General features: G+C 62.9%; 27 protein-coding genes. 17 read left to right on the top strand and 10 right to left on the bottom strand.

Annotated features, from left to right (window positions below):
• Positions 1-25: 25 nt before the first annotated feature.
• From PDMSB3_RS08575 to lexA, 3 genes are all read right to left on the bottom strand, one after another.
• Positions 26-676 carry a DUF2939 domain-containing protein gene (locus PDMSB3_RS08575; protein ID WP_165185785.1) on the bottom strand — a complete coding sequence of 217 codons (651 nt, stop codon included), beginning with the start codon at positions 674-676 and terminating at the stop codon, positions 26-28.
• 96 nt (positions 677-772) lie between these two features.
• A complete protein-coding gene (locus PDMSB3_RS08580; protein WP_007182128.1) occupies positions 773-1,117 on the bottom strand; it encodes a hypothetical protein in 345 nt (114 codons plus the stop codon).
• Positions 1,118-1,237: 120 nt separating this feature from the next.
• Positions 1,238-1,888, bottom strand: a complete 651-nt coding sequence (gene lexA, locus PDMSB3_RS08585) for a transcriptional repressor LexA (protein ID WP_007182127.1) — start codon at positions 1,886-1,888, stop codon at positions 1,238-1,240.
• Between the two features lie 315 nt (positions 1,889-2,203).
• Between lexA and PDMSB3_RS08590 the strand changes: the two genes are divergently transcribed.
• The 5 genes from PDMSB3_RS08590 to PDMSB3_RS08610 all read left to right on the top strand — a co-directional run bounded on the left by PDMSB3_RS08590 (position 2,204) and on the right by PDMSB3_RS08610 (position 7,387).
• Positions 2,204-3,244: a sulfate ABC transporter substrate-binding protein gene (locus PDMSB3_RS08590; RefSeq protein WP_007182126.1), complete on the top strand. Its 1,041-nt coding sequence runs from the start codon at positions 2,204-2,206 to the stop codon at positions 3,242-3,244.
• 138 nt (positions 3,245-3,382) lie between these two features.
• Positions 3,383-4,276: a sulfate ABC transporter permease subunit CysT gene (gene cysT / locus PDMSB3_RS08595; protein ID WP_007182125.1), complete on the top strand. Its 894-nt coding sequence runs from the start codon at positions 3,383-3,385 to the stop codon at positions 4,274-4,276.
• Entirely contained in the window at positions 4,273-5,316 is a 1,044-nt protein-coding gene (cysW, locus tag PDMSB3_RS08600) for a sulfate ABC transporter permease subunit CysW (protein ID WP_007182124.1), read from the top strand. The genes cysT and cysW overlap by 4 nt, the downstream gene beginning before the upstream one ends.
• Complete coding sequence (locus PDMSB3_RS08605; RefSeq protein ID WP_007182123.1) at positions 5,316-6,374, top strand: sulfate/molybdate ABC transporter ATP-binding protein; 1,059 nt, start codon at positions 5,316-5,318, stop codon at positions 6,372-6,374. Before cysW ends, PDMSB3_RS08605 begins: the two co-directional genes overlap by 1 nt.
• Before the next feature lie 86 nt (positions 6,375-6,460).
• Positions 6,461-7,387, top strand: a complete 927-nt coding sequence (locus PDMSB3_RS08610) for a CysB family HTH-type transcriptional regulator (protein ID WP_007182122.1) — start codon at positions 6,461-6,463, stop codon at positions 7,385-7,387.
• 198 nt (positions 7,388-7,585) lie between these two features.
• Here the strand turns inward: PDMSB3_RS08610 and PDMSB3_RS08615 are convergent, their stop codons facing one another.
• Positions 7,586-8,464, bottom strand: coding sequence for an SDR family oxidoreductase (locus tag PDMSB3_RS08615; RefSeq protein ID WP_165185788.1), 879 nt, complete (start codon positions 8,462-8,464; stop codon positions 7,586-7,588).
• 12 nt (positions 8,465-8,476) lie between these two features.
• Positions 8,477-9,220: a GNAT family N-acetyltransferase gene (locus PDMSB3_RS08620; RefSeq protein WP_165187432.1), complete on the bottom strand. Its 744-nt coding sequence runs from the start codon at positions 9,218-9,220 to the stop codon at positions 8,477-8,479.
• Positions 9,221-9,369: 149 nt separating this feature from the next.
• Between PDMSB3_RS08620 and PDMSB3_RS08625 the strand changes: the two genes are divergently transcribed.
• Both PDMSB3_RS08625 and PDMSB3_RS08630 read left to right on the top strand, forming a co-directional pair.
• Complete coding sequence (locus PDMSB3_RS08625; RefSeq protein ID WP_007182119.1) at positions 9,370-10,332, top strand: GlxA family transcriptional regulator; 963 nt, start codon at positions 9,370-9,372, stop codon at positions 10,330-10,332.
• Between the two features lie 300 nt (positions 10,333-10,632).
• A complete protein-coding gene (locus tag PDMSB3_RS08630) occupies positions 10,633-11,673 on the top strand; it encodes an asparaginase (RefSeq protein ID WP_165185791.1) in 1,041 nt (346 codons plus the stop codon).
• A gap of 175 nt (positions 11,674-11,848) precedes the next feature.
• Here PDMSB3_RS08630 and PDMSB3_RS08635 read toward each other — a convergent pair whose 3' ends face one another.
• From PDMSB3_RS08635 to gcl, 4 genes are all read right to left on the bottom strand, one after another.
• Positions 11,849-12,250 carry a DUF3597 domain-containing protein gene (locus PDMSB3_RS08635; RefSeq protein ID WP_007182117.1) on the bottom strand — a complete coding sequence of 134 codons (402 nt, stop codon included), beginning with the start codon at positions 12,248-12,250 and terminating at the stop codon, positions 11,849-11,851.
• Between the two features lie 546 nt (positions 12,251-12,796).
• Positions 12,797-13,705, bottom strand: a complete 909-nt coding sequence (locus tag PDMSB3_RS08640; protein ID WP_007182116.1) for a 2-hydroxy-3-oxopropionate reductase — start codon at positions 13,703-13,705, stop codon at positions 12,797-12,799.
• A 96-nt stretch (positions 13,706-13,801) separates the two neighbouring features.
• A complete protein-coding gene (hyi, locus tag PDMSB3_RS08645; RefSeq protein WP_007182115.1) occupies positions 13,802-14,611 on the bottom strand; it encodes a hydroxypyruvate isomerase in 810 nt (269 codons plus the stop codon).
• Positions 14,612-14,716: 105 nt separating this feature from the next.
• The gene (gene gcl, locus PDMSB3_RS08650) at positions 14,717-16,492 is read right to left on the bottom strand and encodes a glyoxylate carboligase (RefSeq protein ID WP_165185793.1); all 1,776 of its coding nucleotides are present in this window, start codon (positions 16,490-16,492) and stop codon (positions 14,717-14,719) included.
• Positions 16,493-16,695: 203 nt separating this feature from the next.
• Between gcl and PDMSB3_RS08655 the strand changes: the two genes are divergently transcribed.
• From PDMSB3_RS08655 to PDMSB3_RS08700, 10 genes are all read left to right on the top strand, one after another.
• Complete coding sequence (locus PDMSB3_RS08655; protein ID WP_165185796.1) at positions 16,696-17,610, top strand: LysR family transcriptional regulator; 915 nt, start codon at positions 16,696-16,698, stop codon at positions 17,608-17,610.
• 189 nt (positions 17,611-17,799) lie between these two features.
• Positions 17,800-18,537, top strand: coding sequence for an RNA polymerase sigma factor (locus PDMSB3_RS08660; protein WP_165185798.1), 738 nt, complete (start codon positions 17,800-17,802; stop codon positions 18,535-18,537).
• Positions 18,527-19,489: an anti-sigma factor family protein gene (locus PDMSB3_RS08665; protein WP_007182111.1), complete on the top strand. Its 963-nt coding sequence runs from the start codon at positions 18,527-18,529 to the stop codon at positions 19,487-19,489. The genes PDMSB3_RS08660 and PDMSB3_RS08665 overlap by 11 nt, the downstream gene beginning before the upstream one ends.
• Positions 19,490-19,658: 169 nt before the next feature.
• Positions 19,659-20,033 carry a 30S ribosomal protein S6 gene (gene rpsF, locus PDMSB3_RS08670; RefSeq protein ID WP_006048823.1) on the top strand — a complete coding sequence of 125 codons (375 nt, stop codon included), beginning with the start codon at positions 19,659-19,661 and terminating at the stop codon, positions 20,031-20,033.
• A gap of 50 nt (positions 20,034-20,083) precedes the next feature.
• Entirely contained in the window at positions 20,084-20,383 is a 300-nt protein-coding gene (gene priB, locus PDMSB3_RS08675; RefSeq protein ID WP_165185801.1) for a primosomal replication protein N, read from the top strand.
• A gap of 2 nt (positions 20,384-20,385) precedes the next feature.
• Positions 20,386-20,661 carry a 30S ribosomal protein S18 gene (rpsR, locus tag PDMSB3_RS08680; RefSeq protein ID WP_165185803.1) on the top strand — a complete coding sequence of 92 codons (276 nt, stop codon included), beginning with the start codon at positions 20,386-20,388 and terminating at the stop codon, positions 20,659-20,661.
• Positions 20,662-20,688: 27 nt separating this feature from the next.
• Complete coding sequence (gene rplI / locus PDMSB3_RS08685) at positions 20,689-21,141, top strand: 50S ribosomal protein L9 (RefSeq protein ID WP_007182108.1); 453 nt, start codon at positions 20,689-20,691, stop codon at positions 21,139-21,141.
• A 134-nt stretch (positions 21,142-21,275) separates the two neighbouring features.
• Positions 21,276-22,661, top strand: coding sequence for a replicative DNA helicase (locus PDMSB3_RS08690; protein ID WP_007182107.1), 1,386 nt, complete (start codon positions 21,276-21,278; stop codon positions 22,659-22,661).
• Positions 22,662-22,788: 127 nt separating this feature from the next.
• The gene (locus tag PDMSB3_RS08695) at positions 22,789-23,415 is read left to right on the top strand and encodes a DUF47 domain-containing protein (RefSeq protein ID WP_007182106.1); all 627 of its coding nucleotides are present in this window, start codon (positions 22,789-22,791) and stop codon (positions 23,413-23,415) included.
• Positions 23,415-24,425: an inorganic phosphate transporter gene (locus PDMSB3_RS08700; RefSeq protein WP_007182105.1), complete on the top strand. Its 1,011-nt coding sequence runs from the start codon at positions 23,415-23,417 to the stop codon at positions 24,423-24,425. Before PDMSB3_RS08695 ends, PDMSB3_RS08700 begins: the two co-directional genes overlap by 1 nt.
• A gap of 81 nt (positions 24,426-24,506) precedes the next feature.
• Here PDMSB3_RS08700 and PDMSB3_RS08705 read toward each other — a convergent pair whose 3' ends face one another.
• Entirely contained in the window at positions 24,507-25,313 is an 807-nt protein-coding gene (locus PDMSB3_RS08705; protein WP_035518632.1) for an SDR family NAD(P)-dependent oxidoreductase, read from the bottom strand.
• Positions 25,314-25,322 lie beyond the last annotated feature (9 nt).

A 25,322-nucleotide genomic window follows, 5' to 3' on the forward strand; every position in this document is an offset into this window, starting at 1 on the left:
GCCCAAGCCTGACGACATCAGACGGTCATTCGTTCAGATTGACCGCGGCCAGCTTCCATGTGAATACGCCCTCGCGCTGAAAGATCGCCGAGTAACGTGCGTCGCCGGCGCCATGCTGGTACGTGACGACGAACTCGTTGATGCCGCGATAGCCCGCGGTGGTTTGCGGCGGTTGCGGGGGCGCGGCGTTGCCATTGCCATTGGCTGCGGTGCCAGTGGCGGGTGCTGCCGGCGCGGGTGAAGTCGCTGCGGCATCCGATGGAGTGTTCGTGGCAGCCGGCACGGGCGGCCGCTCGCCCGGATCGCCGCGCGGCGGCATGCCGTTCAACAGGGCCGCCACGCCGTCTGGGGTGGCATAGGCATCTACGAGCGGACCAATCAGCGCAACGCCGATCATCGCGCCAATGGCGGCCAATGGATTACCGTTGCTGTGTGCGTCGAGACGCCGTGTCAGCAAGCCGGCGACCTGCTGCTTCAGGCTCTCACGCAGCGCGGGAAAATCGACGTACTGATTGACCGTTTGCGCGTCGCGCGCATCGGCCGCGCGTTTGAGATTGTTCAGCGCAATATACGGCGTCGCGTACGCGAACCCGAGCGCGGCGATCACCACAATCACGAGCAGCGTGACGATCAGCGGCCGGGTAGCGCCGCCTTTGGTGCGTTTCAGAACGGCCATCGAATGGGGCTCTCCGTCAGGTGTGATCTAACGTGGACCGCCGCCACGCAAAAACGATCCCATGCGAAGCAATATCGCCACCCGATTGAAGGCCGATCAAGACTCGAATACCGCACCACGTAAGTTTGCTTCGTCGGCAATGCAGCGGTCGATCATGCGGCATACGGCGTCTACCGTGCCGACCATGATGAGCCGCGATGGGCCGTGATAGACACGCACCGGTGCGCGCCGCGCCGGCTCGGCCGTATTCAAACCCGAATTCAACGACACGCGGGCAAACGCCGGCAACGACGAGGGCAGGCTCGACGCGCTAGCAGGCGAGTCGAATAACGACGGCGTGCTGGCCGTGGGCGCCTCGATCAATGAGCAGGGCACCAGCTTGCGAAGATGGCGCAGACGACCGAACTGGCGAAAAGGCAGCAGGCGGGCAAGGCGTTCCATGAGACTCTCCAGACGATGCAACATTGATGCGGCGTTGGCGTGGCTTTCTATTCTGCCGAACGGGCAAGACGGGGCTTGGAACCAGAGCGCTTGAATTCCAGGCGCCTGGAACCAGTGTGCTTAGAACTCGCCGGGGCGAATCAGCCCGACGGCGATACCCTCCAGCGCGAACTCCGCACTGCCGGTTTCAACGAAGATGTTTTCGTAATCGGGGTTCTCGGCGATCAGTTCGAGCCCGTTCGGCCGGCGCTTCAGGCGCTTGACCGTGACGTCGTCGCCAAGCCGGGCAATGACGATCTGGCCGTCTTTGGCTTCGCTCTTCTTTTGCACCGCGAGCAGGTCGCCGTCGAAGATGCCCGCGTCGCGCATGGACAGCCCGCGCACCTTCAGCAGGTAATCGGGCTTGCTCGAGAACAGCGCCGGGTCGCACGCGTAGTGCTGCGAGATATGTTCCTGCGCGAGGATCGGGCTGCCCGCGGCAACCCGCCCGATCAGCGGCAGCGACAGTTGCATGATGCTGGCGTGCGGCAGCGTGAACTGGTGCGGCGAATCTTCCGGGCCGGCCAGCAGGCGGATGCCGCGCGACGCGCCCGCCGCGAGCTCGATCACACCCTTGCGGGCGAGCGCGCGCAGATGTTCTTCTGCCGAGTTGGCCGAGCTGAAGCCCAGTTCGGCGGCGATCTCCGCGCGGGTGGGCGGAAAGCCGGTGCGTTCAATAGCCCTGCGGATCAGATCGAAAACCTGCTGCTGTCGTGCGGTGAGTTTGGTCATGGCGCCACTGTATGGATGAACAGGTGACTGTATTTTTATACAGTATCGGGCGCAATTCAAGCTTTACTTTAAGTTCGTGCCGAAGGGTGGCGTTGCAGCGCCGTCAAAAGACGCTCCAACACCCGTTTTCGTGCCGCAACGCCTTATCCAGCTGCCATTACCACTTTTGCGTATTAAAGAATGAATAAACATTATTTTTAATGATGAAAGCGCTTCGATAGACTGGCCTCCGAGTTGGCGCTCATGTGCACGTGACCGCGACGCAGAGCAACACCACACGCTGTTTCAGCGAATTACGACGCGGAGAAAGTTGACATGAATCACCAAGGTACGGGGCTGGCGGGCAGGACGAAGAAACTCATCGTGGCGCTGGCACTGGGTGCGGCGGGCGCGCTCGGCGCGATGGCACAGGCACACGCTGCCGACACGACGCTGCTGAACGTGTCCTACGACCCGACGCGTGAGCTGTATCAGGACATCAACCAGGCGTTCGGCAAGGAATGGAAGGCGAAGACCGGCGACACGATCACTTTCAAGCAGTCGCACGGCGGCTCCGGGGCGCAGGCGCGTTCGGTGCTCGATGGTCTGCAGGCCGACGTCGTGACGCTCGCGCTCGCTTACGACATCGACGCACTGGCCAACAAGGGGCTGCTGGACAAGGGCTGGCAGAAGCGTTTGCCGGATAACGCATCGCCCTACACGTCGACGATCGTGTTTCTGGTGCGTAAGGGCAACCCGAAGCACATCAAGGATTGGGATGATCTGATCAAGCCGGGTGTCTCGATCGTCACGCCGAATCCGAAGACGTCGGGCGGCGCGCGCTGGAACTACCTCGCTGCCTGGGCGTACGCCGAGCATCAGCCGGGCGGCAATGACCAGAAGGCCAGGGAATTCGTCGGCAAGCTCTACAAGAATGCCGGCGTGCTGGATTCGGGCGCGCGCGGCGCGACCACCAGCTTCGTGCAACGCGGTATCGGCGACGTGCTGATCGCGTGGGAAAACGAAGCCTTCCTGTCGCTGAAGGAATTCGGTCCGGACAAGTTTGAGATCGTCGTGCCGTCGGTCAGCATTCTGGCGGAGCCGCCGGTTGCGGTGGTGGACAAGGTGGTCGACAGGCACGGCACGCGCAAGGTCGCCGAAGCGTATCTGAACTTCCTGTATAGCGAGGAAGGGCAGGAAATCGCGGCGAAGAACTTCTACCGTCCGCGTTCGAACAAGGTGCCGGCCGAGTTGACTGCCAAGTTTCCGAAGCTGAAGCTGTACACGGTGGACGATTCGTTCGGCGGCTGGACCAACGCGCAGAAAACACACTTTGCCGACGGCGGCGTATTCGATTCGATCTACCAGCCGCAGTAATACCGTCCATGCCTGCAACGGCATAGGCAAAGCGATACGCTCACGCGTCACTCCCAAGCGCGCCCCCAGGGGCGCGCTTTTGGCCAGCCGGGGCCCGGCGGCCGGTAACACGAGCATCAACCTGAACGAGTAACGAGCATGACGACGTTGACCTTCCGAAAACCGAGCGCGTTGCCCGGTTTTGGCCTGACACTCGGCATCACGGTGGCGTATCTGAGCCTCGTGGTGCTGATTCCGCTTGCGGCGACCTTTCTGAAGACCGCGACGCTCGACTGGGACCAGTTCGTGCGCGCGGTGAGCTCGCCGCGCGTGCTCGCGTCGTATCGCCTGACGTTCTTTTCCGCGCTCGGCGGCGCGCTGATCAATGCGGTGTTCGGCTTTCTGGTGGCATGGGTGCTGGTGCGCTACACGTTTCCGTTCAAGCGCATCGTCGATGCCGTGGTCGATCTGCCGTTCGCGCTGCCCACCTCGGTGGCCGGTATTTCGCTCGCAGCCGTGTACGCGGGCAATGGCTGGATCGGGCAGTTCCTCGAACCGCTCGGGCTGAAGATCGCGTTTACGCCGGCGGGCGTGCTGGTCGCGCTCACGTTCATCGGTCTGCCGTTCGTGGTGCGCACGGTGCAGCCGGTGCTCGAAGAGTTCGAGCGCGAACAGGAGGAAGCGGCCGCGTGCCTGGGCGCCTCGCGCTGGCTGACGTTTCGCCGCGTAGTGTTGCCGGCGGTGTTTCCGGCTCTGTTGACGGGCTTCGCGCTGGCATTCGCCCGCGCGCTCGGCGAATACGGTTCGGTGATTTTCATCGCCGGCAATGTGCCGATGAAGTCCGAAATCACCTCGCTTCTCATCATCACCAAGCTGGAGCAGTACGACTATGCGGGTGCGACTGCCATCGCGGTCGTGATGCTGGTGGTGTCGTTCCTGATGCTGTTGTTGATCAATACCTTGCAGTGGTATCTGCAGCGCCGCACGAGCCGCGGTGGCGCGGGTCCGGCGCCTGCCGCCAGTGTTGCGGCCGTCGGCGGGGGTGTGCAATGAGCCGCAGAACCGTGAATGGAGCGGACGGCGTGAATGGCGTGAGCGGCGTGAATAACGCCGCCGTGGCCGTGGCGCCGCGCGCGCCGTTGAACGTCGCGCGCCGTCCCGATCCGGTCACCGAGCCGCCCGTCGTGCGCTGGATTCTGACCGGCGTCGCGCTACTGTTTCTCGCACTGTTCCTGGTTGTGCCGCTCGTCGCCGTGTTCTATCAGGCGTTGAACAAGGGACTCGGTTTCTATCTGGAATCGCTTGCCGATCCTGACGCGCTCTCGGCGATCAAGCTCACCGTGATCACCGCCGCGATCGCCGTGCCGCTGAACCTCGTGTTCGGCCTCGCGGCTTCATGGTGTATCGCCAAGTTCGAATTCCGCGGCAAGGCGCTGCTGACCACGCTGATCGATCTGCCGTTCTCGGTGTCGCCGGTGATCTCCGGCTTGATCTATGTATTGATGTTCGGTGCGCAGGGCTGGTTCGGCCCGTGGCTGCAGGATCACAACATCCAGATCATTTTCGCGGTGCCGGGCATTGTGATGGCGACGATCTTCGTGACGTTCCCCTTTGTCGCGCGTGAGCTGATTCCGCTGATGCAGGCGCAAGGCAACGACGAAGAAGAAGCCGCGCACGTGCTCGGCGCGTCGGGCTGGCAGATCTTCCGCCGCGTCACGCTGCCCAACGTCAAATGGGGCCTGCTGTACGGCGTGATTCTGTGCAACGCGCGGGCGATGGGCGAGTTCGGCGCGGTGTCGGTGGTGTCGGGCCATATTCGCGGCCAGACCGACACCATGCCGCTGCACGTCGAAATTCTCTACAACGAGTACAACTTCTCGGCGGCGTTCGCCGTGGCGTCGGTGCTGGCGCTGCTCGCACTCGTGACGCTCGGCCTGAAGCTGCTCGCCGAGCGCCATATGTCGGCGGAACTGTCGGCCGCGCGCGATGTGCCCGCGTACGCCGGCCCCGTCACGATTCCGGCCACTGTCAGTCAAGCAACGCAAGCCACGCATGCATCGCAGCAACACCCGCTCAAGCAAGGAGAGCTGTAATGGGTATCACCGTTCGTAACCTGCAGAAGCGCTTCGGCGATTTCGTCGCGCTCGATAACGTCACACTCGACTTTCCGCCGGGTGAACTGGTTGCGCTGCTCGGGCCGTCGGGTTGTGGCAAGACCACCTTGTTGCGTGTGATCGCCGGGCTCGAATACGCGGACGGCGGCCAGGTCGTGCTGCAAGGCCAGGACGTGGCGACGGTCGGCGCGCGCGAGCGGGAAGTGGGTTTCGTGTTCCAGCATTACGCGCTGTTCCGTCATATGACGGTGTTCGAGAACGTGGCGTTCGGCCTGCGGGTGAAGCCGCGCAAGGAGCGTCCCTCGGAAGCGGTGATCCGCGAGAAGGTGCATGAGCTGCTCAAACTCGTGCAACTCGACTGGCTCGCGCAACGCTATCCGTCGGAACTGTCGGGCGGCCAGCGGCAACGGATCGCGCTCGCGCGCGCGTTGGCGGTCGAGCCGAAGGTGCTGCTGCTCGACGAACCCTTCGGCGCGCTGGATGCGAAGGTGCGCAAGGAACTGCGCAGCTGGCTGCGGCGCCTGCACGACGATCTGCATATCTCGACGATTTTCGTCACGCATGACCAGGAAGAAGCGCTTGAAGTGGCCGACCGTATCGTCGTACTGAATCGCGGGCACGTGGAGCAGGTGGGTAGTCCGCAGGACGTGTACGATCATCCGCAAACCTCGTTCGTCTACGAGTTTCTCGGCGCGGCGAACCGTCTGCATGGCAACGTCGACGCGAGCGGTTTCGTGGTGGACGGCGCGGCGCTGCCGGTGTCGATCAAGGCCGATTTCAGCGGCCCGGCGTTCGCCTATGTGCGTCCGCACGATTTGCAACTGTATCCGCAGGCGTCCGGTCATCGCGAGGGTATCGTCGTCGACGTGCGGCGCGTGGTGACGCTGGGCGGCTCGGTGCGGGTCGAACTCGCGGGCCGCGAGGGCAACCTGCTCGAAGCCGAACTCGATCGAGAAGCGTGGCGCGATCTGCAGCTCTCTATCGGCGACGGTGTGACGGCGGTGCCGCGTGCATTGCGCGTGTTTCCGGCGCAATGAGCGCCGTGCGGCTACGCGTAGCAACACGACCCGGTGTTTCAGGCAAACTCAAATAACTCAACTCTGGACGAACCGGAGACATACAGATGAATTTCCAGCAATTGCGCTTCGTGCGCGAAGCCGTGCGTCAGAACATGAATCTGACCGAGGTGGCGAACGTTCTGTACACGTCGCAATCAGGTGTGTCGAAACAGATCAAGGATCTGGAGGACGAACTCGGCGTCGATATTTTCATTCGACGCGGCAAGCGTCTGACGGGCCTCACCGAGCCGGGCAAGGCGGTGCATCAGCTGATCGAGCGGATGCTGCTCGACGCCGAGAATCTGCGCCGCGTCGCGCGCCAGTATGCCGATCAGGATAGCGGCCATCTTGTCGTGGCCACCACGCACACGCAGGCGCGCTACGCGCTGCCCAAGGTGATCCGTCAATTTACCGAGGTATTCCCGAAGGTGCATCTGGCGCTGCGCCAGGGCAGTCCGCAACAGATCGCGCAGATGATCATCAACGGCGAAGCGGACATCGGCATCTCCACCGAAGCGCTCGACCGTTTCCCGGATATCGTCACGTTCCCGTGCTATTCGTGGCATCACGTCGTGGTCGTGCCGAAGGGGCATCCGCTGGTGGGCCGGCCGAATCTGACGCTCGACGAGATCGCCGAATTCCCGATCGTCACGTACGACCAGGATTTCACGGGCCGCTCGCACATCGACCAGGCGTTCGCGAAAGCGGGTGCGTTGCCCGACGTCGTGCTGACCGCGATCGACGCCGACGTGATCAAGACGTATGTCGAACTGGGCATGGGCATCGGCGTGGTCGCGGCGATGGCCTACGACCCGAAGCGCGACACGGAACTGGTCGCGCTCGACACGCAGCATCTGTTCGAAGCGAGCACGACGCGAGTCGGTTTGCGCAAGGGCGCGTTCCTGCGCGCATACGCGTACCGGCTGATCGAGATGTTCGCGCCGCAACTGAACGAAGCGGACATCGCCGCGCAGTTGCGCGAAGCGGTCTGATGGATGCGTTGGGTCGTTGAAGGGCCGTTAGGCCCTTCACCTGGAAAAGAAGGTTGTCCTATCCGATCTTCCGCAAGGACTCCCTGGGTGCGAACCCTGCTGCGAAACGCTATCTGCAACTGGTCATCTTGTTGCGGTAGATAGCCAGGCATAAAACGGACAGTGACAGGGCGTGGCATCCCGGCCAGAGACGTATTGTCAATTGGCCGCCAAGTCCTTCAGCGGTTCGACGAACTCTCCGAGACCGAGACCTTTCATCAACTGCGTCTGGATCGACACTGCTTGAGCGTTAAGGACATCAGCGCCGAACGATTGCCCGACTACCAGGCGTGCGGGACGCGTGCCGTTTGGTTGTTCGACTACCCGCGCAATGGCTTCGGCTACGTCGTGCGGGTTCGGAGCGTCGTCACCTTCGAACAGCTCCATCAACGTCTCTACCATCTTGCCCGGAATTGCGCCGATTTCGCCGTACCCAGTACCGCGCGCGGCGTCGCCTGGCCGCTGCGCGCTCGCGAAAATATTCGTCGGATAGTTGCTGGGTTGGACGAGAACTACGTCGATGCCCAACTTCGACAACTCATAGCGGTAGCTATCGGTTAATGCTTCGATGGCGAACTTCGACGCGCCATAAAGACCGAAAAAAGGCAAGGTCACGCGGCCGAGGATCGAGCCGATATTCACAATCAAGCCGTCGCGCCGATCCCTGAAGACGGGCAACACGGCCCTCAGTGTCCGTTGGATGCCGAATACGTTCACGTCAAAGAGCGCGCGTACCTGTTCTGTCGTGAACGCTTCGGAGATTCCCGCCGAGCCGATGCCGGCGTTGTTGATGAGGACGTCGAGGCGTCCGGCCGTTTTGAGCACAGAAGTCACACCACGCTCAACGGAGACGTCGTCTGTCACGTCGAGTTCGATGACATGGATGCCCCTGGCTTGTAGCGCATTGGCATGGGGCCGGTTGCGCCCGGCGACATCACGCATGGACGCGAATACCTGGTGTCCGGCGAGCGCGAGCGTCTCGGCCGTGTCGCGGCCGAAGCCGCTGCTAGCTCCGGTAATAAGGATACATTTGGACATGGTCACTTCCTTTCACTGGTTTAACGCGTTTGAAGGACTGCGGCCAGATCCCAGATCCGGGCCAGCATGTCCGATGCGGGTAAGTTCAAACGTGCGACGCAATTCGAAGCCAAGCCGTTCATACAGCGCGATCGCGGAGAGGTTGTCGCTAAAGACGTGCAGAAACGGCGTCTCGCCTCGCCGCTCAATTTCTCCGCGCAAAGCTTTCATGAGTCGGCCCGCCAGGCCGCTTCCGCGATAGTCTTCGTCGACGCAAACGGCGCTAATCTCGAGGTACCGATCGACGTGCATCCGTTCGCCGGCCATCGCAATGAGATGCCCGCCGTCGCGAATCCCGATGTAATTGCCGGTTTCGTGCGTTCGTCTGCCGAATGGTCCGGGCTTGGTCTTCCGGACCAGATCGAGCATCTCTTTCGCATCCGCGTCACTCAAGCGGATTACCTCGTCATCCGCACTCGCTGCTTCACCGAGTGTGGAGATCATCTGGTGGATCACGCCCACGCGCGTCATGTGCAGGCCTTCGACTGGACCGACCGGTTCCCCGGATAGCAACGCGACCTGCTCATGAGGCAACAGGAGCTGACGGAGCGCCCGATATGCCGCAGGCGTTTCAGAGGCCAGTGCGGCAAAGGGCGCCACGTCCGGATCATATCGACGGGCAAGCGCATCTCCGTATCCAAGGTGTGCCTGATTCGTCGTGAGGGCCGCCCAGACCGGCCGGTCGAGGTCGGCGTCGGTGCGTATCGAACTACTCATGCTGTCTCCCTTTACTAGCGCAGCGGTGCTCCGGCGGATCAATTGAATTTCCAGCCGGCGTATTACTCTCGCTGCATCGCTACGCAGTCTAGACGGCCCGATGGGACGGAGCTATAGTCGCAAATGACATTAATGGGGCTATTTGCGACATGAAGCTGGTTATCTTCGCGCTTGACGGCCTGTTCGACACCGGGCTTACCGTGTTGCTGGATACCTTCGCGACGGCCAACGAGCTGGCCGTCGCGCAAGGATTCCCCGCGCCGCCCTTCGAGGTGCGGCTCGTTGGCGTGCGCAGCCGCATTCGTACCGCGCACGGGCTGTCGACGCCGGTCGAACTGGCGAGCGCCGTTGGTCACGCCGACTGGGTGGTGGTGCCTGCGCCGAATGTCCGGCAACCGGAACGCCTGGTGGAGGCCCTGGAGCGTCGCGACATGCGTGCCGCGATGGCATACCTTCGAACCTGGCACGCCGGCGGCGTTGGCGTCGCGGCGGCCTGTATCGGTACTTTCCTGCTGGCCGAAGCCGGGCTTCTGGACAATCGCGAGGCGACGACCACGTGGTCGCTGGCGCCGTTCTTTCGCCAACGCTATCCGGCTGTCAATCTGGACGACTCACGTATGGTCGTCGCGTCACATCGCGTAGTCACGGCAGGTTCGGCGATGGGCCATCTCGACCTCGCGCTATGGTTGCTGCGTCAGACCAGTCCTGAGCTTGCGACGCTCGTTGCGCGCTTCATGCTTATCGACAAGCGTTCATCCCAGGCCGAATACATCATCCCCGATCATCTCGCCCATGCCGATCCCCTGGTCGAGCGATTCGAGCGGTGGGCCCGCAACAATCTTGCTTCGGGTTTTTCGCTTCAGGCAGCGGCGGCAGCGTTGGCGGTTGGACCACGCACCTTGCAGCGCCGCACCGAGGCTGTGCTCGGCAAGTCACCGCTGGCGTTCTTCCAGGATCTGCGAATCGAACGGGCGCAAAACCTCGTCTCGATTGGCTACGATATCGAGACGATTGCAAGCGAGGTCGGCTATGCCGACTCGGCGACATTGCGGACCTTGCTGCGCCGAAGGCTCGGCCGTGGGGTGCGGGAACTTCGTGCGGAAATGCGTTAAACCTTGGCATGCACCGCGCTTGTCCGGCTTTACCGCCTGTGCACGTCAGCGAAACGACCTGCGCCTGTGGAAATCGCGTGCGACGACGACAGTGCATCGCCTGGCGCAAACGACGCCAAAAATAGTCACAAGTAGCAATGGTGGATCCCAACGCAGGCGCCTACTCTTCATCTGCCGATCCGCGTTACTGGAAGCCGGTAGTGTGTGAGGCTGCTCCGTACGGCGCGATGACGACCGGGCAGTCACCTGTTCTTGCGTGACGGTATGGAGGCGCCCGGCGCATCGCTTACAATCGCCGCCATGAATACTTCGATTCCTTCCTCCACCACGCCTTCAGACGAAGGCGCCACGCTGCTGCCGCGCATCGCCGTGCTGGCGACCGGCGGCACGATCGCCGGGGCGGCTGCGGACGCCACCAATACGTCCGGCTACCAGGCCGGCGTGGTCGGCGTCGAGCAATTGCTGGCGGTGGTGCCGGCCTTGTCCACGGTGGCGCGCATCGCGCCCGAGCAGATTGCCAGCATCGACAGCAAGGACATGGCGTTGCCGCTGTGGACCACGCTCGCGCAACGCATCAACGCGCTGCTCGCCGACGACGACATCGACGGCGTGGTGGTCACGCACGGCACGGACACGCTCGAAGAAACCGCCTACCTGTTGCATCTGACCATCAAGTCGGACAAGCCGGTCGTGCTGACGGCGGCCATGCGCCCGGCCTCGGCGCTCTCCGCCGACGGTCCGCTGAATCTGCTCAACGCCGTGACGGTCGCGGCGCACGTGGCGTCGCGCGGGCAGGGCGTGCTGGTGGCCTTCAACAACAGGATTCACAGCGCGCGCGACGTGGTCAAGACGAGCACCTATGCGGTCGATGCATTCCATTCGCCGGAAATCGGTGCGCTCGGCTGGGTGCAGGACGGCCGCGTCGAATTCCAGCGCAGCGTGGTGCGTCCGCATACGCTCGCCACCGAATTCGTGATCGGCGCGAAGTGGCCGCATGTGGAGATCGTGGTGAGCTACGCGGGCGTGTCGCGGATTGCCGTGGATGCGCTGGTTGCCGCCGGCGTGCGCGGTATCGTCGTGGCAGGCACGGGCAACGGTTCGATTCACGCTTGGGTGCAGCAGGCGCTGGCCGATGCCGCCTCGCAAGGCGTAGCGGTGGTGCGTGCGTCGCGCGTGGGTTCGGGGCATGTGATGCGCAACGGCGCAGCCGCCGACGACGCGCTCGGCTTCGTCAGCGCGGGTTCGCTGAATCCGTACAAGGCGCGTGTGTTGCTGATGCTGGCCTTGGCTGCGGGCGCCACGGGGCCGGTGGTGTTGCAGAAGATATTCGATACGTACTGATCGATTGAACGCGGACGGCGTGGTTCAAAGTCAGAACCGTGTCGCGCACATGAAGCTTGAATGACAACGCGGCGCCCAAGGCATCGACCCGGGCGCCGCGTCGTCATTTCTGCTTGAGGCTGTTTCTGCTTGAGGCTTTTAGCTGCCGCCGGAAACCGGCGGCGTGTGCAAGCCGTTAGCTCGCCAGATCCGGCGGCAACTTCCCGCCGTTCGCCGCCAGCGCCTGCATCACCTGTTTGTGCAGCCAGATATTCATACTCGCCGAATCGCTCGTGTCGCCGCTGTACTTCAGTTCCTTGGCGAGCTCCTTGCGATGCTCGAGGCTGCTGTCGACGCCGAGCGCCTTTAGCGTATCGACGATCGACGTGCGCCAGTTCAACGTTTGCCCGCTCTCACTGACGAACTGGTCCATGACGGCAGCAACGTCGACGTCGGCCAGCGGCGCGGGCGCCGCTGCAGCCGCCGGCGCAGCAGCTTGCGCCGCTGCCGGATCCGGTGTCGGCTCGACCGCAGGCGCAGGCTGGTCGGGTTTCGCTTTGCCGAAGAGCTTGTTTACGATGTCACCAAAAATGCTCATTCTGAATCCTTTGCAGATGGGTTACTGGCGCAAGCACATGCCGCTTGCGGGGTGCACACTGGTTGGGAATCGGGCGAACGATGCAGAGGACATGCGTTGCCCTGATCGGCAAGCCGCATTTGAACGCTGATACGCCCGCAACCAGACTCAACGAGTGTAGGAGAAAAGCGCGCAGCGATGTGTCAAAAAAGGTGGAGCGGCGGGCACGGAGTTGCAAGCAAATGCAAGCGGACTTGCGAGCACGTGTGCGAGGAGACTTGCAAGGGGAGGTGTCGGCAGGCGGCGTGCATGATGCACCCGCTACGAGAGATTGGCGGAAAAAGCATAACGATGAAATCCGACAGCCGGACACCCGACGACGACGTCTGACCGACCAAGGCTTCCCCGGCGCCGCCGGGTGCCGCTGCGGACCCCACTTGCCGCTCTCAGCCCAGAGCGGCACGATTTGCCCGCTTCGCCGTGCATATCGCACGACGAACCGGGCGCCCCACCTGCGAGTGCCATGACGTTGATCACGCAACGACCATGGCAGTCCGTATTGCTTGCTCAAGCTGCCTTGGCTTCGCTGCCCGGCGCTTGTGCGACTTCATGGTTGGCCATGATTTCGAGCGCTCGCACCATTGCCGAGTGATCCCATGCCTTGCCGCCATTCGCCGCGCACACGCTGAACAGTTGCTGCGCGCTCGCCGTATGCGGCAGCGCGATGCCGAGCTTGCGTGCGCCGTCGAGTGCGAGGTTCAGATCCTTCTGGTGCAGTTCGATGCGAAAGCCCGGATTGAACGTGCGTTTGGTCATGCGCTCGCCGTGTACTTCGAGAATCCGCGACGAGGCGAAGCCGCCCATCAACGCCTTGCGCACACGTTCCGGATCGGCGCCCGAGCGCGAGGCGAACAGCAACGCTTCGGCCACGGCTTCGATGTTCAGCGCGACGATGATCTGGTTCGCAACCTTGCAGGTCTGACCCGCGCCGTTGTCGCCGATCAGCGAGATGTTCCTGCCCATCAGATCGAACAGCGGCCTGGCTGTTGCGAACGCTTTTTCCGGGCCGCCCACCATGATCGTCAGCGACGCTTCACGCGCACCGACTTCGCCGCCGGAAACCGGTGCGTCCAGATAGTCGACGCCGAGCGCATTGATCTTCTTCGCGAACGCCTGGGTGTCGAGCGGCGAGATCGAGCTCATGTCGATTACGAGCTTGCCTGGCGAGAGGCCGGCGGCGACGCCGTCGTCGGCGAACAGCACGTTGGCGACGTCGGGCGTGTCCGGCACCATGATGATGACGATGTCGGCGGCCTGCGCGACAGCGGTCGAATTCGCGACGACGCTCGTCGTCTTGCCCAGATCTTCCGGCACCGGGTACGCGCCGTTCACGAACAGCGAGTGACCGCCCTTGATGAGGTTGCGCGCCATGTGCGCGCCCATGATGCCGAGGCCGATAAAACCGATCTTTGCCATGTGTCTGAATCTCCAGTGTTGTTTGGTGTCCCTCAAGAGGACATCCTTCGGGGCGGGAAGCGCCTGATCCGGCCGATCAATGAAACAATGCGGCGCTCAGGCGGCGGCGTGGGCTGCGCCGCGGGTTTGCCCGGCCACGCTCTGAATCCAGCCGAGACCGGCGGCCGTGGTCGTGCGCGGTTTGTATTCGCAACCGACGTAGCCGTCGTAGCCGAGCGAGTCGAGTAGCTCGAACAGGAACGGGTAGTTGATTTCGCCCGTGCCCGGTTCGTTGCGGCCTGGATTGTCGGCGAGCTGGATGTGCGCGATCTGCGGCAGGTTCTTCCTGATGGTCGCCGCCAGTTCGCCTTCCATCCGTTGCATGTGATAGATGTCGTATTGCAGGAACAGATTGTCCGAACCGACTGCGCGGATCACGTCGAGGCCTTCAGCAGAACGATTGAGCGCGAAGCCCGGAATGTCGTAGGCATTGCACGGTTCGACCAGCAGCCTGATGCCGTTTTTTTTCAACTCGCCCGCGGCGAAACGCAGGTTCTCGACAATGGTCGAGCGTGCCTTGTCCGCATCGACGCCGGCCGTGGGAATGCCGACGAGGCAGTTCAGTTGCGGTACCTTCAAAGCTGTCGCGTATTCGATCGCGCGGCCGACGCCTTCCTGGAACTCGCCCACCCGATCCGGCAGACACGCGATGCCGCGCTCGCCGGCTTCCCAGTTGCCCGCGGGCAGGTTGTGCAGCACGAGTTTCAGGCGGTTCTGTTGCAGACGTTCGTTCAACTCAGCGATCTGGTACGGATACGGAAACAGGAATTCGACGGCGTGAAAGCCCGCGTCCGCAGCCGCCGCAAAGCGGTCGAGAAACGGGACTTCGTTGAACAGCATGGTGAGATTCGCTGCAAATTTCGGCATGGTGCGTCTGTCTCTCAGGTCGGTCAGTGGAATAACTGCGTGACGCGGTTCGGTGTTGCAGAACCGCGCTCACGTGATGCTTATTTGTTCAACACGTCAGGCAACTCAGTCGAGCATGCTGATCGCGGTCGGTGCGTCTTCGCGAGTCGTGGCCAGCTCTTCGAACTCGTTGATTGCGTCGATCTCGGTGCCCATCGAAATGTTGGTCACGCGTTCGAGAATCACTTCGACGATCACCGGCACGTTGAACTCGGAGAGCATGGCTTGCGCTCTCTGCAGCGCGGGCTTCAGCTCTTCTGGTTTGAACACGCGGATCGCCTTGCAACCCAGACCTTCCGCAACCGCGACGTGGTCCACGCCGTAGCCGTTCGTCTCCGGCGAGTTGATGTTCTCGAAGCCGAGCTGCACGCAGAAGTCCATGTCGAACGCGCGCTGGGCCTGGCGGATCAGGCCGAGGTACGAGTTGTTCACCACCACGTGCACATACGGCAGCTTGAATTGCGCGCCGGCCGCCAGCTCTTCGATCATGAACTGGAAGTCGTAGTCGCCCGAGAGCGCCACGATCGGGCGTTGCGGATCGGCCGCACGCACGCCGAGCGCTGCCGGAATGGTCCAGCCGAGCGGGCCCGCCTGGCCGCAGTTGATCCAGTTGCGCGCCTTGTACACATGCAGGAACTGTGCGCCGGCGATCTGCGAGAGACCGATCGTGCTCACGTAGCACGTGTCGCGGCCGAACACCTGGTTCATCTCTTCGTACACGCGTTGCGGCTTCATCGGTACGTTGTCGAAGTGGGTCTTGCGGTGCATGGTCCGCTTGCGTTGCTGGCAGTCGGCGACCCATGCACTGCGGTCCTTCAGCTTGCCCGCGGCTTTCCATTCCTTCGCCACTTCCACGAACAGTTCGAGCGCGGCTTTCGCGTCCGACACGATGCCGAGGTCCGGGCCGAACACGCGGCCGATCTGCGTCGGCTCGATGTCCACGTGCACGAACTTGCGGCCCTTCGTATAAACCTCGACGCTGCCCGTGTGACGGTTCGCCCAGCGGTTGCCGATGCCGAGCACGAAGTCGGAGGCGAGCATCGTTGCGTTGCCGTAGCGGTGCGAGGTTTGCAGGCCGACCATGCCGGCCATCAGCGGATGGTCGTCGGGAATCGCGCCCCACGACATCAGCGTCGGAATCACCGGCACGCCGACGGTTTCAGCAAACGTGACGAGCAGGTCTTCGGCCGCCGCGTTCAACACGCCGCCGCCCGAGACGAGCAGCGGCTTGTCCGAGTCGTTGAGGAGCGTGAGGACGGCTTCGATCTGCTTGCGAGTCGCCTTGGGCTTGTAGACCGGCAGCGGTTCGTATGTGTCGATGTCGAATTCGATTTCGGCGAGCTGCACGTCGATCGGCAGATCGACCAGCACCGGACCCGGACGGCCCGAGCGCATCAGGTGGAATGCCTGCTGGAACACGCGCGGCACCAGCGCCGGCTCACGCACGGTGACGGCCCACTTGGTGACGGGCTTGGCGATCGATTCGATGTCGACGGCCTGGAAGTCTTCCTTGTACAGACGCGCGCGCGGCGCCTGGCCCGTGATGGCGAGAATAGGAATCGAGTCGGCCTGAGCCGAGTACAAACCGGTGATCATGTCGGTGCCGGCGGGGCCCGACGTGCCGATACACACGCCGATGTTGCCCGGCTGGGCGCGCGTATAGCCTTCGGCCATATGCGACGCGCCTTCGACGTGGCGGGCCAGCACGTGGCTGATGTTGCCCGCCTTGCGCATGGCCGAGTAGAACGGGTTGATCGCTGCGCCCGGAACGCCGAATGCAGTGTCGATGCCTTCTTTTTCGAGCACCAGCACGGCTGCGTCGACGGCTCTCATCTTGGCCATGAATGTCTCCTGAATGGCAGGGAATGGGCGAAATAAACGGGTTGAGTGCACTTTAGGCCTGACCTAAAGGTTTGATAAGATCAGTCCGGGTCGCTTATTTCGAAACAAAAAGTATGGAATGGCTTGTTGCCCGATGGGCGGGGCGCGCTGCGTGGGACCGGAGTAAGCGCTAAAGCGCTAACTCCGGTCGACAGGAGACAGAAATGGACCGGTTCAAACAGATCGAAACGTTCGTGCGCGTCGCGGATGCGGGTAGTCTCGCGGCGGCCGCGCTGGAGGAGGGTGTGTCGCCGGTGATTCTCGGCCGCCGCATCGATGCGCTGGAAAAGCGCCTCGGCGTCAAGCTGATGTACCGCTCGACACGCCGGCTGGTGGTGAGCGAAGACGGCGCCGCGTTTCTGGAGCGCTGTCGGGGCCTGCTCATCGAATGGGATCAGGCGGAAAACGAACTAAGCGCCGGGCGGCGCGCGATCAACGGCCATCTGATCGTGTCGGCGCCGGCAGCGTTCGGACGCAAGCACGTCGCGCCGCTCGCGCCGGCATTTCTCGCCGACAAACCGGAATTGCAGGTGTCGTTCAATCTGACCGACCGGGTGGTGGATCTGGTGCGCGAGGGTTACGACCTGTCGATCCGCATCGGCGGGGCGGTCGATCCGAATTTCGTCGCGGTCAAGCTGGCGTCGAACCGGCGCGTGGTGTGCGGCACGCCGGAGTACTTCCGCCGGCACGGCAGGCCGAAAACGCTCGAAGACCTGCCGCAGCACAACTGTCTCGCGTTCAATCTGCAAGGCGGGCAGAACCGCGGCTGGTACTTCCGCCGCAACGGCAAGCTGGCGACGGTGCGGGTGGGCGGCACGCTCGACTGCAACGACGGCGAACTGCTGCACCGCTGGGTGTCGGAAGGGCTCGGGCTCGGCTGGCGCTCCACATGGGAAATCCAGCAACAACTGGCACGCGGCGAGCTGGAAACCGTGCTGGACGAGTTCGCGCTGCCCGACTACGACATTCTCGCGGTCTATCCGCAGCAGCGGTATGTGCCGGCCAAGGTGCGCTACTTCATCGATTACCTGAAGGACGTGTACGCCAGCGCGGATTACTGGAACCGGCCGGCTTACTAGACGTAGGCGGGACGGGCCGACACCCGACACCCTGGCGATCCTGTGGTCCTGCACCCGGCCGGTCCGGCCAGACTTTTTTGCGGATTGCACGCGGCGTCGGGAATAAACTCGCCGAATGCCCGGTTATGCGCTGTAGAGAGTGTCACGACGAGCTCCGTCGCATAGTCCGCAATGCCCTGGAGGGCCGAGGTGGTCCAGACCGATTCAGAACCTGTTCGCGCGCACGGCGAGACCGACGCGGCGAGGAGCCGGCGCTTTCAGCAGATGGCGCTGCCGCACCTCGACGCCGCGTACAACCTTGCGCGCTGGTTGTGCGGTAACGCCAATGATGCCGACGACGTCGTGCAGGAAGCCTTCATGCGCGCGTTTCGCTTCTTCGACACCTTTCGCGGCGACTCGGCGCGGCCGTGGCTGCTGGCGATCGTGCGCCGCACCTGGTACACGGAATGGCGGCGGCGGGCGTCGTCGCACGAAACGGTGGAGTTCGACGACACGATGGACGACGCGTCCTTCGACGGCTGGACGGTGGGCGGCACCGACCCGCAGGCGCTCCTGATCCGCGACGAGGATACGAAGCTCGTACACGAGGCGCTCGCGCAGTTGCCGGTCGAATATCGGGAAGTGCTGATGCTGAGGGAACTGGAGGAAATGGGTTATCGGGAGATCGCGCTGGTGGCGGACGTGCCGATCGGCACGGTGATGTCCCGGCTCGCGCGAGGACGCAGCAAGCTGGCCGCGGTGCTGACGGAGAAGCAGGGCGGCGCGACGGCGCCGCACAGACCGTCGATGTGCGCGGCGGCGCCCGGCGCAAGCAAATCGGCCACGGCGAGCGTGACGCCCCTGCGGGCGTCCGCCAACGGCCGGCCACTCAACACGCCAGGCGGCAGCGCCGCGGGCAATGCTCAGGAGACGCCAGATGGACTGTAACGAAGCGCGGCCGCTCCTCGATGCGAACGCCGATCACGAATTGCCCGCGCCGGATGCCCGGCGCGTCCAGCAGCACATCGAGAGCTGCGCCGCCTGCCAGCGCGAAAGCGAGAACCTGCGGGCCTTGAGCGGCGCGCTGCGGGCGGCGCCTTATCATCGTGCGCCGCAGTCGCTGCGCGAGCGGATCGTCGCCGGATTGCCATCTGTCGACGAACCGGCTGCGGCGGCCGAGGCGCCGGTTGAGCGTGTCGAGCGTGTCGGGAGTGTCACGCCGCCGCCGCGCGAATGGGCGCGGCGCGGCTGGCTCGACCGTTTGCTGGACGGCTGGCGCGCCCCGCAAGGCGGCTTCGGCTGGCCGACGGGCGCGGGCGGCCCGGTTGGCTCAGGCGGCGTGTTTGCGCGCGGCTGGCTGGTGGCGCTGGTCGTCGCGTTGTGCGCGGTGGCGGCGGGCGTGGCGTTGAACCTGCGCCGGCCGGCGGAATTCGGGCCGTTCGCCGACGAACTGGTGGAAAGCCACGTGCGCGCGCAGGTGTCGGGACGCGACATCGACGTGATCTCCACGGACCGGCATACGGTCAAGCCGTGGTTCAACGGCCGGCTCGACTATTCGCCGCCGGTTGAGGATCTGGCGGCGAGCGGCTTCGCGCTGGAGGGCGGGCGCCTCGATTACCTCGCGCATCAGCGCGTGGCCGTGCTGGTGTACCGCTACCAGAAGCACGTGATCGACGTGTACGTGTTTCCGCAGGCCGGTGCCGGTGGCACGGGCCGGAACACGGACGGCGCCGCGCCGGCCATGCTCGCTCGCGAAGGCTACTCGATTGCGCACTGGAACGCGGAAGGCATGACCTGGTGGGCGATCTCGGACGCCGCGCCCGACGCGCTGAAGGGGCTGGAAGTGGCGCTGAAGGCACGTTTGCAAAGCGGTAGCGAGCGGACGGAGGCGGGGTCCTAGACGGGCCGCCGCCGCCTAAACCCTTGAAAACACACCCGATTCGCGCGCCGCAATAACGGGATATCTTGCAACCCGGCCCCAATCGGGTTACACTCTTTGGCTTCTCACTTGCCACACCGGTTCCGACGCCCGGGTGGCTTCTATCCAAAAGTCAGCACAAGGAGTGTGTATGCGTCATTATGAAATCGTCTTTATCGTGCATCCCGATCAGAGCGAGCAGGTGCCCGCCATGATCGAGCGTTACAAGAGCACGATCACCTCGCACGGTGGCCAGATCCACCGTATCGAAGACTGGGGCCGTCGCCAACTGGCCTACATGATCGAGAAACTCGCGAAGGCTCACTACGTCTGCATGAACATCGAATGCGACCAGACCACGCTCGACGAGCTGGAACACGCGTTCAAGTTCAACGACGCCGTTCTGCGTCACCTGATCGTCAAGATGAAGAAGGCCGAAACCGGCCCGTCGCCGATGATGAAGGAAGTGCAGCGCGAAGAAGCCAAGAAGTCGGCTGCTACGCAACCGTCCGAAGCGCAGGCTTAAGACACACTATTTAAGCTACCAGATCAAGCGTCGCTCTCGACCAAGGTTACATGAATCGGCTGCAACTCACGGCCAGCGTCGTCGAACGCGAACCGGTGCGGTATACCCCCGCCGGCGTTCCGATTGCAGGCTGCACGTTGCACCACCGCACGGAAGTCGTCGAAGCCGGTATTGCCCGGCAAGTCGAACTGACCATGCAGGCGGTAGCCGCAGGCGAGGCGAGCGGTAAGCTGGAAAGCTGTCAGATGGGCGTGGAAACGCTCTTCACAGGCTTTCTGGCGAAAAAGCACCGCAACGCTAGAGCTCTGGTATTTCACATCACAGCATTGCAGGACATTGGAAAGGACTGAACATGCCCCGCCCGACTGGTAAGAAATTCGACAAGCGTCGTCAGCAACAAAATCCGCTCTTCAAGCGCAAGAAGTTCTGCCGTTTCACGGCCGCTGGCGTCGATCACATCGACTACAAAGACCTCGAAACGCTGAAGGACTTCATCGGCGAAAACGGCAAGATCACGCCGGCGCGTCTCACGGGTACGAAGTCGCACTATCAACGCCAGCTGGATACGGCAATCAAGCGCGCACGTTTCCTCGCGCTGGTGCCGTTCACCGACCAGCACAAGGCCTAACCCGACGACGCGATAAGGAGTCTCCGAATGCAAATTATTCTTCTGGAAAAAGTCGTCAATCTGGGCAACCTGGGCGATATCGTGAAGGTCAAGGACGGTTACGCACGTAACTTCCTGATCCCGAACAAGCAAGCTCGCCGTGCAACGAAGGAAGCCCTGGCTGAATTCGAAGTGCGCCGTGCAGAACTCGAAAAAGTCGCCGCTGAAAAGCTGGCTGCTGCTACCGCTCAAGGCGAAAAACTGGCTGGCTCAACGGTTCAGATCAATCAGAAGGCTGGCGTCGACGGCCGTCTGTTCGGTTCGGTGACGAACGCGGACATCGCTGAAGCCCTGGTCAAGCAAGGTTTCGCAGTGGAAAAGGCGCAAGTGCGTCTGCCGGAAGGCCCGCTGAAGCTGGTTGGCGAGCACGCTGTTCAGATCTCGCTGCACACCGACGTTCTGGTCGATGTGACGGTTGCTGTGATCGGCGAACACGTCTAAGCAGCAAGTAGTATTTGCCAGGACGTTGCTGGCGAAAAGCAGGGGCCGGGTGACCGGCCCCTGCTTTTTTTGTGTCCGTTTTTTTAGCTTTTCGGCCGCCCGCGCGCCCTCGATTTGCCCGATAATTCCTCTCCATGAACGCACCGTCCAAAGATCCCCAACTCGAGTCGCTGAAAGTCCCGCCGCATTCGATCGAGGCCGAGCAATCGGTGCTGGGCGGCCTGCTTCTCGACAACGCCGCATGGGACCGCATTGCGGACTTTCTGTCGCAGAGCGATTTTTATCGCTATGACCACCGCATCATCTTCGAGCACATCGGCAAGCTGATCGCGGCCACCCGGCCGGCGGACGTGATCACGGTGTACGAGGCGCTCGGCACCGCGGGCAAGGCGGAAGAGGTTGGCGGTCTCGCTTACCTGAATGCGCTGGCCCAGAACACGCCGAGCGCGGCGAATATCCGGCGCTACGCGGAAATCGTGCGCGACCGCGCGGTGCTGCGCCGGCTGGTTTCCGTCGCCGACGAAATCTCGGCCGACGCCTTCAATCCGCAGGGCAAGGAAGTCCGGCAGTTGCTGGACGAGGCCGAGTCGAAGGTGTTTTCGATTGCCGAAGACGGCGCGCGCGGCACTCAGGGCTTCCTGGAAATCGGGCCGTTGCTCACGGAAGTCGTCGAGCGGATCGATACCCTTTATCACACGGCCAATCCGAGCGACGTGACCGGCACGCCGACCGGCTTCGTCGATCTGGACCGCATGACGTCGGGCATGCACGGCGGCGAGTTGATCATCGTCGCGGGCCGTCCGTCGATGGGTAAAACGGCGTTTTCGATGAATATCGGCGAATACGTGGCGGTTGAGTATGGCTTGCCGGTCGCGGTGTTCTCGATGGAAATGCCGGGTTCTCAGCTCACCATGCGTATGCTCGGCTCGGTCGGGCGGCTGGATCAACACCGCATGCGAACCGGGCGCCTGACCGACGAAGATTGGCCGAAGCTCACGCACGCCGTGCAGAAAATGAGCGAGGCGCAGATTTTCATCGACGAAACCGGCGGCCTGAACCCGATGGAATTGCGCTCGCGGGCGCGCCGGCTGTCGCGCCAGTGCGGCAAGCTGGGACTGATCATCATCGACTACCTGCAGTTGATGAGCGGGTCGTCGTCAGGCGAAAACCGTGCGACCGAAATCTCGGAAATCTCGCGCTCACTGAAGAGTCTCGCCAAGGAACTCGACGTGCCGGTGATCGCCTTGTCGCAGCTCAACCGGGGTCTCGAGCAGCGCCCGAACAAGCGCCCGATCATGTCGGACCTGCGTGAATCCGGCGCTATCGAGCAGGATGCTGACGTGATCCTGTTTATTTACCGCGACGAAGTGTACAACCCGGACAGCCCGGACAAGGGCACCGCCGAGATTATCATCGGCAAGCAGCGGAACGGTCCGATCGGACCCGTTCGGCTCACGTTCCACGGTCAATTCACGAAGTTCGACAACTTTGCAGGCGCGCAGAATTTCTACAGCGATTGAGCGGAGAAGTGAAGCGATAACTGGGGCGCCGTTGTAACGGCGCTTTCAAAAGTGCGGCGCGGGTCTCGCGACGGTACAATGTGGCGGTTTTATGTCAGCCATAATGTGACCAATTTTCGGGATCCCAATGTTCGGTCGATTCATGCCCACCGAGGGCAAGTTCTTTGAAATTTTCAATGCGCACGCAACGTGCATCGTCTCGGCAAGCCGTGAACTCGAGCTGCTGATCGACAATCTGCAGGACGCCGAGACCCATAAGCAAAACGTGCAGAAAGCCGAGAAGGCCGCTGACAAGCTCACGCACGAAACCATCGACCTGCTGCACAAGACGTTCATCACGCCGCTCGACCGCGACGAGATTCACAAGCTGATCACCACGATGGACGACATCCTCGACCTGATGGAGGACGTTGCCACCGCCATTTCGCTGTACGACGTGCAGGCCGTGACTTCCGAGGCGAGCCAGTTGGCGCACATCTGCACTGCCACTTCCGAGCGCGTGCAATTCGCCGTCAGTCTGCTGTCCGACATGAAGCAGGCCAGCCAGATTCTGAAGGCTTGCGAGGAAATCGACCGGCTGGAATCGGAAGCCGACCGCGTGCTGCGCTCGGCCATGTCGAAACTGTTCCGCGAAGAAGACAACGTCAAGACCCTGATCAAGCTGAAGGCGATCTACGAATTGCTCGAAACGATCACGGACAAGTGTGAAGATGTAGCGAACATCATCGAAGGCATCGTGCTGGAAAACGCATAATGCAATCGATACAACTCGCAATCTGGGTCGTCACCGGCCTGGTCGCCGTCGCGCTGATTTTCGACTTCATGAACGGCTTCCACGACGCGGCGAATTCGATCGCCACGGTCGTCTCGACCGGCGTGCTGAAACCGCAGCAGGCGGTCGCCTTCGCCGCGGCGTTCAACGTCATCGCGTATTTCGTGTTCCATCTGAAAGTGGCGGCGACCGTCGGCAAGGGCACGATCGATCCGAACATCGTCGACCATTACGTGATTTTCGGTGCGCTGGTCGGCGCGATCGGCTGGAACATCATCACCTGGCATTACGGCATTCCGTCGAGCTCGTCGCATGCGCTGATCGGCGGGCTGGTGGGCGCGGCGCTCGCCAAGTCGGGCTGGGGTTCGCTCAATTTCGACGGCCTGATGAAGACGGTGGCCTTCATCTTCATTTCGCCGCTGCTCGGCTTCGTGCTCGGCTCGTTCTTCATGCTGGCGGTGTCGTGGATCTATTTCCGCACGCCGCCGAGCAAGGTGGACCGGCGTTTCCGTCGCCTGCAACTGGTGTCCGCGGGCTTGTATAGCCTCGGCCACGGCGGCAACGACGCGCAGAAAACCATCGGCATCATCTGGATGCTGCTGATCGCGACCGGCTATGCGTCGTCGATCGCGGACGCGCCGCCGCTGTGGGTGATCGGCGGCTGCTATCTCTCTATGGGCATCGGTACGTTGTTCGGCGGGTGGCGGATCGTCCGCACGATGGGCCAGAAGATCACCAAGCTCAAGCCGGTCGGCGGTTTTTGCGCGGAGTCGGGCGGCGCGATCACACTGTTTACCGCCTCGTGGCTCGGCATTCCGGTGTCCACCACGCATACGATTACCGGCGCGATCGTGGGTGTCGGCGCGACGCAAAAGCTGAGCGCGGTGCGGTGGGGCGTGGCCGGCAACATCGTCTGGGCGTGGATTCTGACGATTCCGGCTTCCGCGGCCCTCGCCGGGGTTGCGTGGTGGCTCGGCCACCGTTTCCTGTAGGCGCGGGAAACGCGGAAAACGCACAACACGCGCGCGGCAGCGCTGCCTGCCGCGCGCTCAGTTGCAGGGTTAGAAGCGCGCCTAGATCAGCGGCGCGCTGCCTCCATCCATCGGGACGATTGCGCCCGTCACATAGCTTGCACGGCGGCTCGCCAGAAACAGCGCGACGTCGGCGATTTCCTCCGGTTTGGCGAAGCGTCCGAGCGGCACTCTGGCCTGGCCGCGCGCGAGCGCTTCCGCACTGCCGATGCCTTGCTGCGTCGCTTCCAGTTTGACTGCTTCCTCGACACGCTCGGTGAGCGTCGCGCCGGGATTGATCGCGTTGATGCGGATGCCGTAGCGCGCGTAATAGTGCGCGAGGCCGACTGTGGCAAGCATCAGCGCGGCATTCGCGGCGCCGCCCGCAATGTGGATATCGCTCGCGATCTTGCCGCCCATGCCGATGATATTGACGATCGTGCCGGGCTCGCTCCCATTACCGGATTTCGCCCGCTCGGCCATGCGGCGCAGCACTTCCTGCTGGGGATAGATGTAGGGGAAGTATTTCGCTTCCATGGTGGCGCGGAACGCCTCGGCATCGAGCGTTTCCGGGTCGTAGCGGCGCGCGGCGCCTGCGCTGTTGATCAGCACGTCGATCGGGCCGACCGCGGTGCTGACTTCTTCGACGATATCGGCGGCGCTGTGCGGCTCGTGCAGATCGGCGCGGGTCCGGTGCACCTGCAGGCCTTCTTGTTTCAACTGTTCGTAGGCGCGCGCGAGGTTGGCGGGATCGCGCGAGACGATCGCGACTTTCGCGCCTTCGAGCGCAAACGCACGGGCACAGGCAAGCCCGATTCCCTTGCTGCCGCCCGTGATCAACACCACCTTGTCTTTGAGTCCGAGATCCATCGTCATCAC

Origin of the sequence: Paraburkholderia dioscoreae (genome assembly GCF_902459535.1) — a bacterium.
Lineage (GTDB): Bacteria > Pseudomonadota > Gammaproteobacteria > Burkholderiales > Burkholderiaceae > Paraburkholderia > Paraburkholderia dioscoreae.

Coding starts and splice junctions, on each gene's coding strand:
- PDMSB3_RS08605 (WP_007182123.1), top strand. CDS start 5,316: ATGGGTATCACCGTTCGTAACCTGCAGAAGCGCTTCGGCGATTTCGTC.
- gcl (WP_165185793.1), bottom strand. CDS start 16,492: ATGGCCAAGATGAGAGCCGTCGACGCAGCCGTGCTGGTGCTCGAAAAA.
- PDMSB3_RS08690 (WP_007182107.1), top strand. CDS start 21,276: ATGAACGCACCGTCCAAAGATCCCCAACTCGAGTCGCTGAAAGTCCCG.
- cysT (WP_007182125.1), top strand. CDS start 3,383: ATGACGACGTTGACCTTCCGAAAACCGAGCGCGTTGCCCGGTTTTGGC.
- PDMSB3_RS08630 (WP_165185791.1), top strand. CDS start 10,633: ATGAATACTTCGATTCCTTCCTCCACCACGCCTTCAGACGAAGGCGCC.
- rpsF (WP_006048823.1), top strand. CDS start 19,659: ATGCGTCATTATGAAATCGTCTTTATCGTGCATCCCGATCAGAGCGAG.
- PDMSB3_RS08615 (WP_165185788.1), bottom strand. CDS start 8,464: ATGTCCAAATGTATCCTTATTACCGGAGCTAGCAGCGGCTTCGGCCGC.
- rpsR (WP_165185803.1), top strand. CDS start 20,386: ATGCCCCGCCCGACTGGTAAGAAATTCGACAAGCGTCGTCAGCAACAA.
- priB (WP_165185801.1), top strand. CDS start 20,084: ATGAATCGGCTGCAACTCACGGCCAGCGTCGTCGAACGCGAACCGGTG.
- PDMSB3_RS08610 (WP_007182122.1), top strand. CDS start 6,461: ATGAATTTCCAGCAATTGCGCTTCGTGCGCGAAGCCGTGCGTCAGAAC.
- PDMSB3_RS08580 (WP_007182128.1), bottom strand. CDS start 1,117: ATGGAACGCCTTGCCCGCCTGCTGCCTTTTCGCCAGTTCGGTCGTCTG.
- lexA (WP_007182127.1), bottom strand. CDS start 1,888: ATGACCAAACTCACCGCACGACAGCAGCAGGTTTTCGATCTGATCCGC.
- PDMSB3_RS08695 (WP_007182106.1), top strand. CDS start 22,789: ATGTTCGGTCGATTCATGCCCACCGAGGGCAAGTTCTTTGAAATTTTC.
- rplI (WP_007182108.1), top strand. CDS start 20,689: ATGCAAATTATTCTTCTGGAAAAAGTCGTCAATCTGGGCAACCTGGGC.
- PDMSB3_RS08705 (WP_035518632.1), bottom strand. CDS start 25,313: ATGGATCTCGGACTCAAAGACAAGGTGGTGTTGATCACGGGCGGCAGC.
- PDMSB3_RS08625 (WP_007182119.1), top strand. CDS start 9,370: ATGAAGCTGGTTATCTTCGCGCTTGACGGCCTGTTCGACACCGGGCTT.
- PDMSB3_RS08640 (WP_007182116.1), bottom strand. CDS start 13,705: ATGGCAAAGATCGGTTTTATCGGCCTCGGCATCATGGGCGCGCACATG.
- PDMSB3_RS08575 (WP_165185785.1), bottom strand. CDS start 676: ATGGCCGTTCTGAAACGCACCAAAGGCGGCGCTACCCGGCCGCTGATC.
- PDMSB3_RS08620 (WP_165187432.1), bottom strand. CDS start 9,220: ATGAGTAGTTCGATACGCACCGACGCCGACCTCGACCGGCCGGTCTGG.
- PDMSB3_RS08635 (WP_007182117.1), bottom strand. CDS start 12,250: ATGAGCATTTTTGGTGACATCGTAAACAAGCTCTTCGGCAAAGCGAAA.
- cysW (WP_007182124.1), top strand. CDS start 4,273: ATGAGCCGCAGAACCGTGAATGGAGCGGACGGCGTGAATGGCGTGAGC.
- PDMSB3_RS08665 (WP_007182111.1), top strand. CDS start 18,527: ATGGACTGTAACGAAGCGCGGCCGCTCCTCGATGCGAACGCCGATCAC.
- PDMSB3_RS08590 (WP_007182126.1), top strand. CDS start 2,204: ATGAATCACCAAGGTACGGGGCTGGCGGGCAGGACGAAGAAACTCATC.
- hyi (WP_007182115.1), bottom strand. CDS start 14,611: ATGCCGAAATTTGCAGCGAATCTCACCATGCTGTTCAACGAAGTCCCG.
- PDMSB3_RS08655 (WP_165185796.1), top strand. CDS start 16,696: ATGGACCGGTTCAAACAGATCGAAACGTTCGTGCGCGTCGCGGATGCG.
- PDMSB3_RS08700 (WP_007182105.1), top strand. CDS start 23,415: ATGCAATCGATACAACTCGCAATCTGGGTCGTCACCGGCCTGGTCGCC.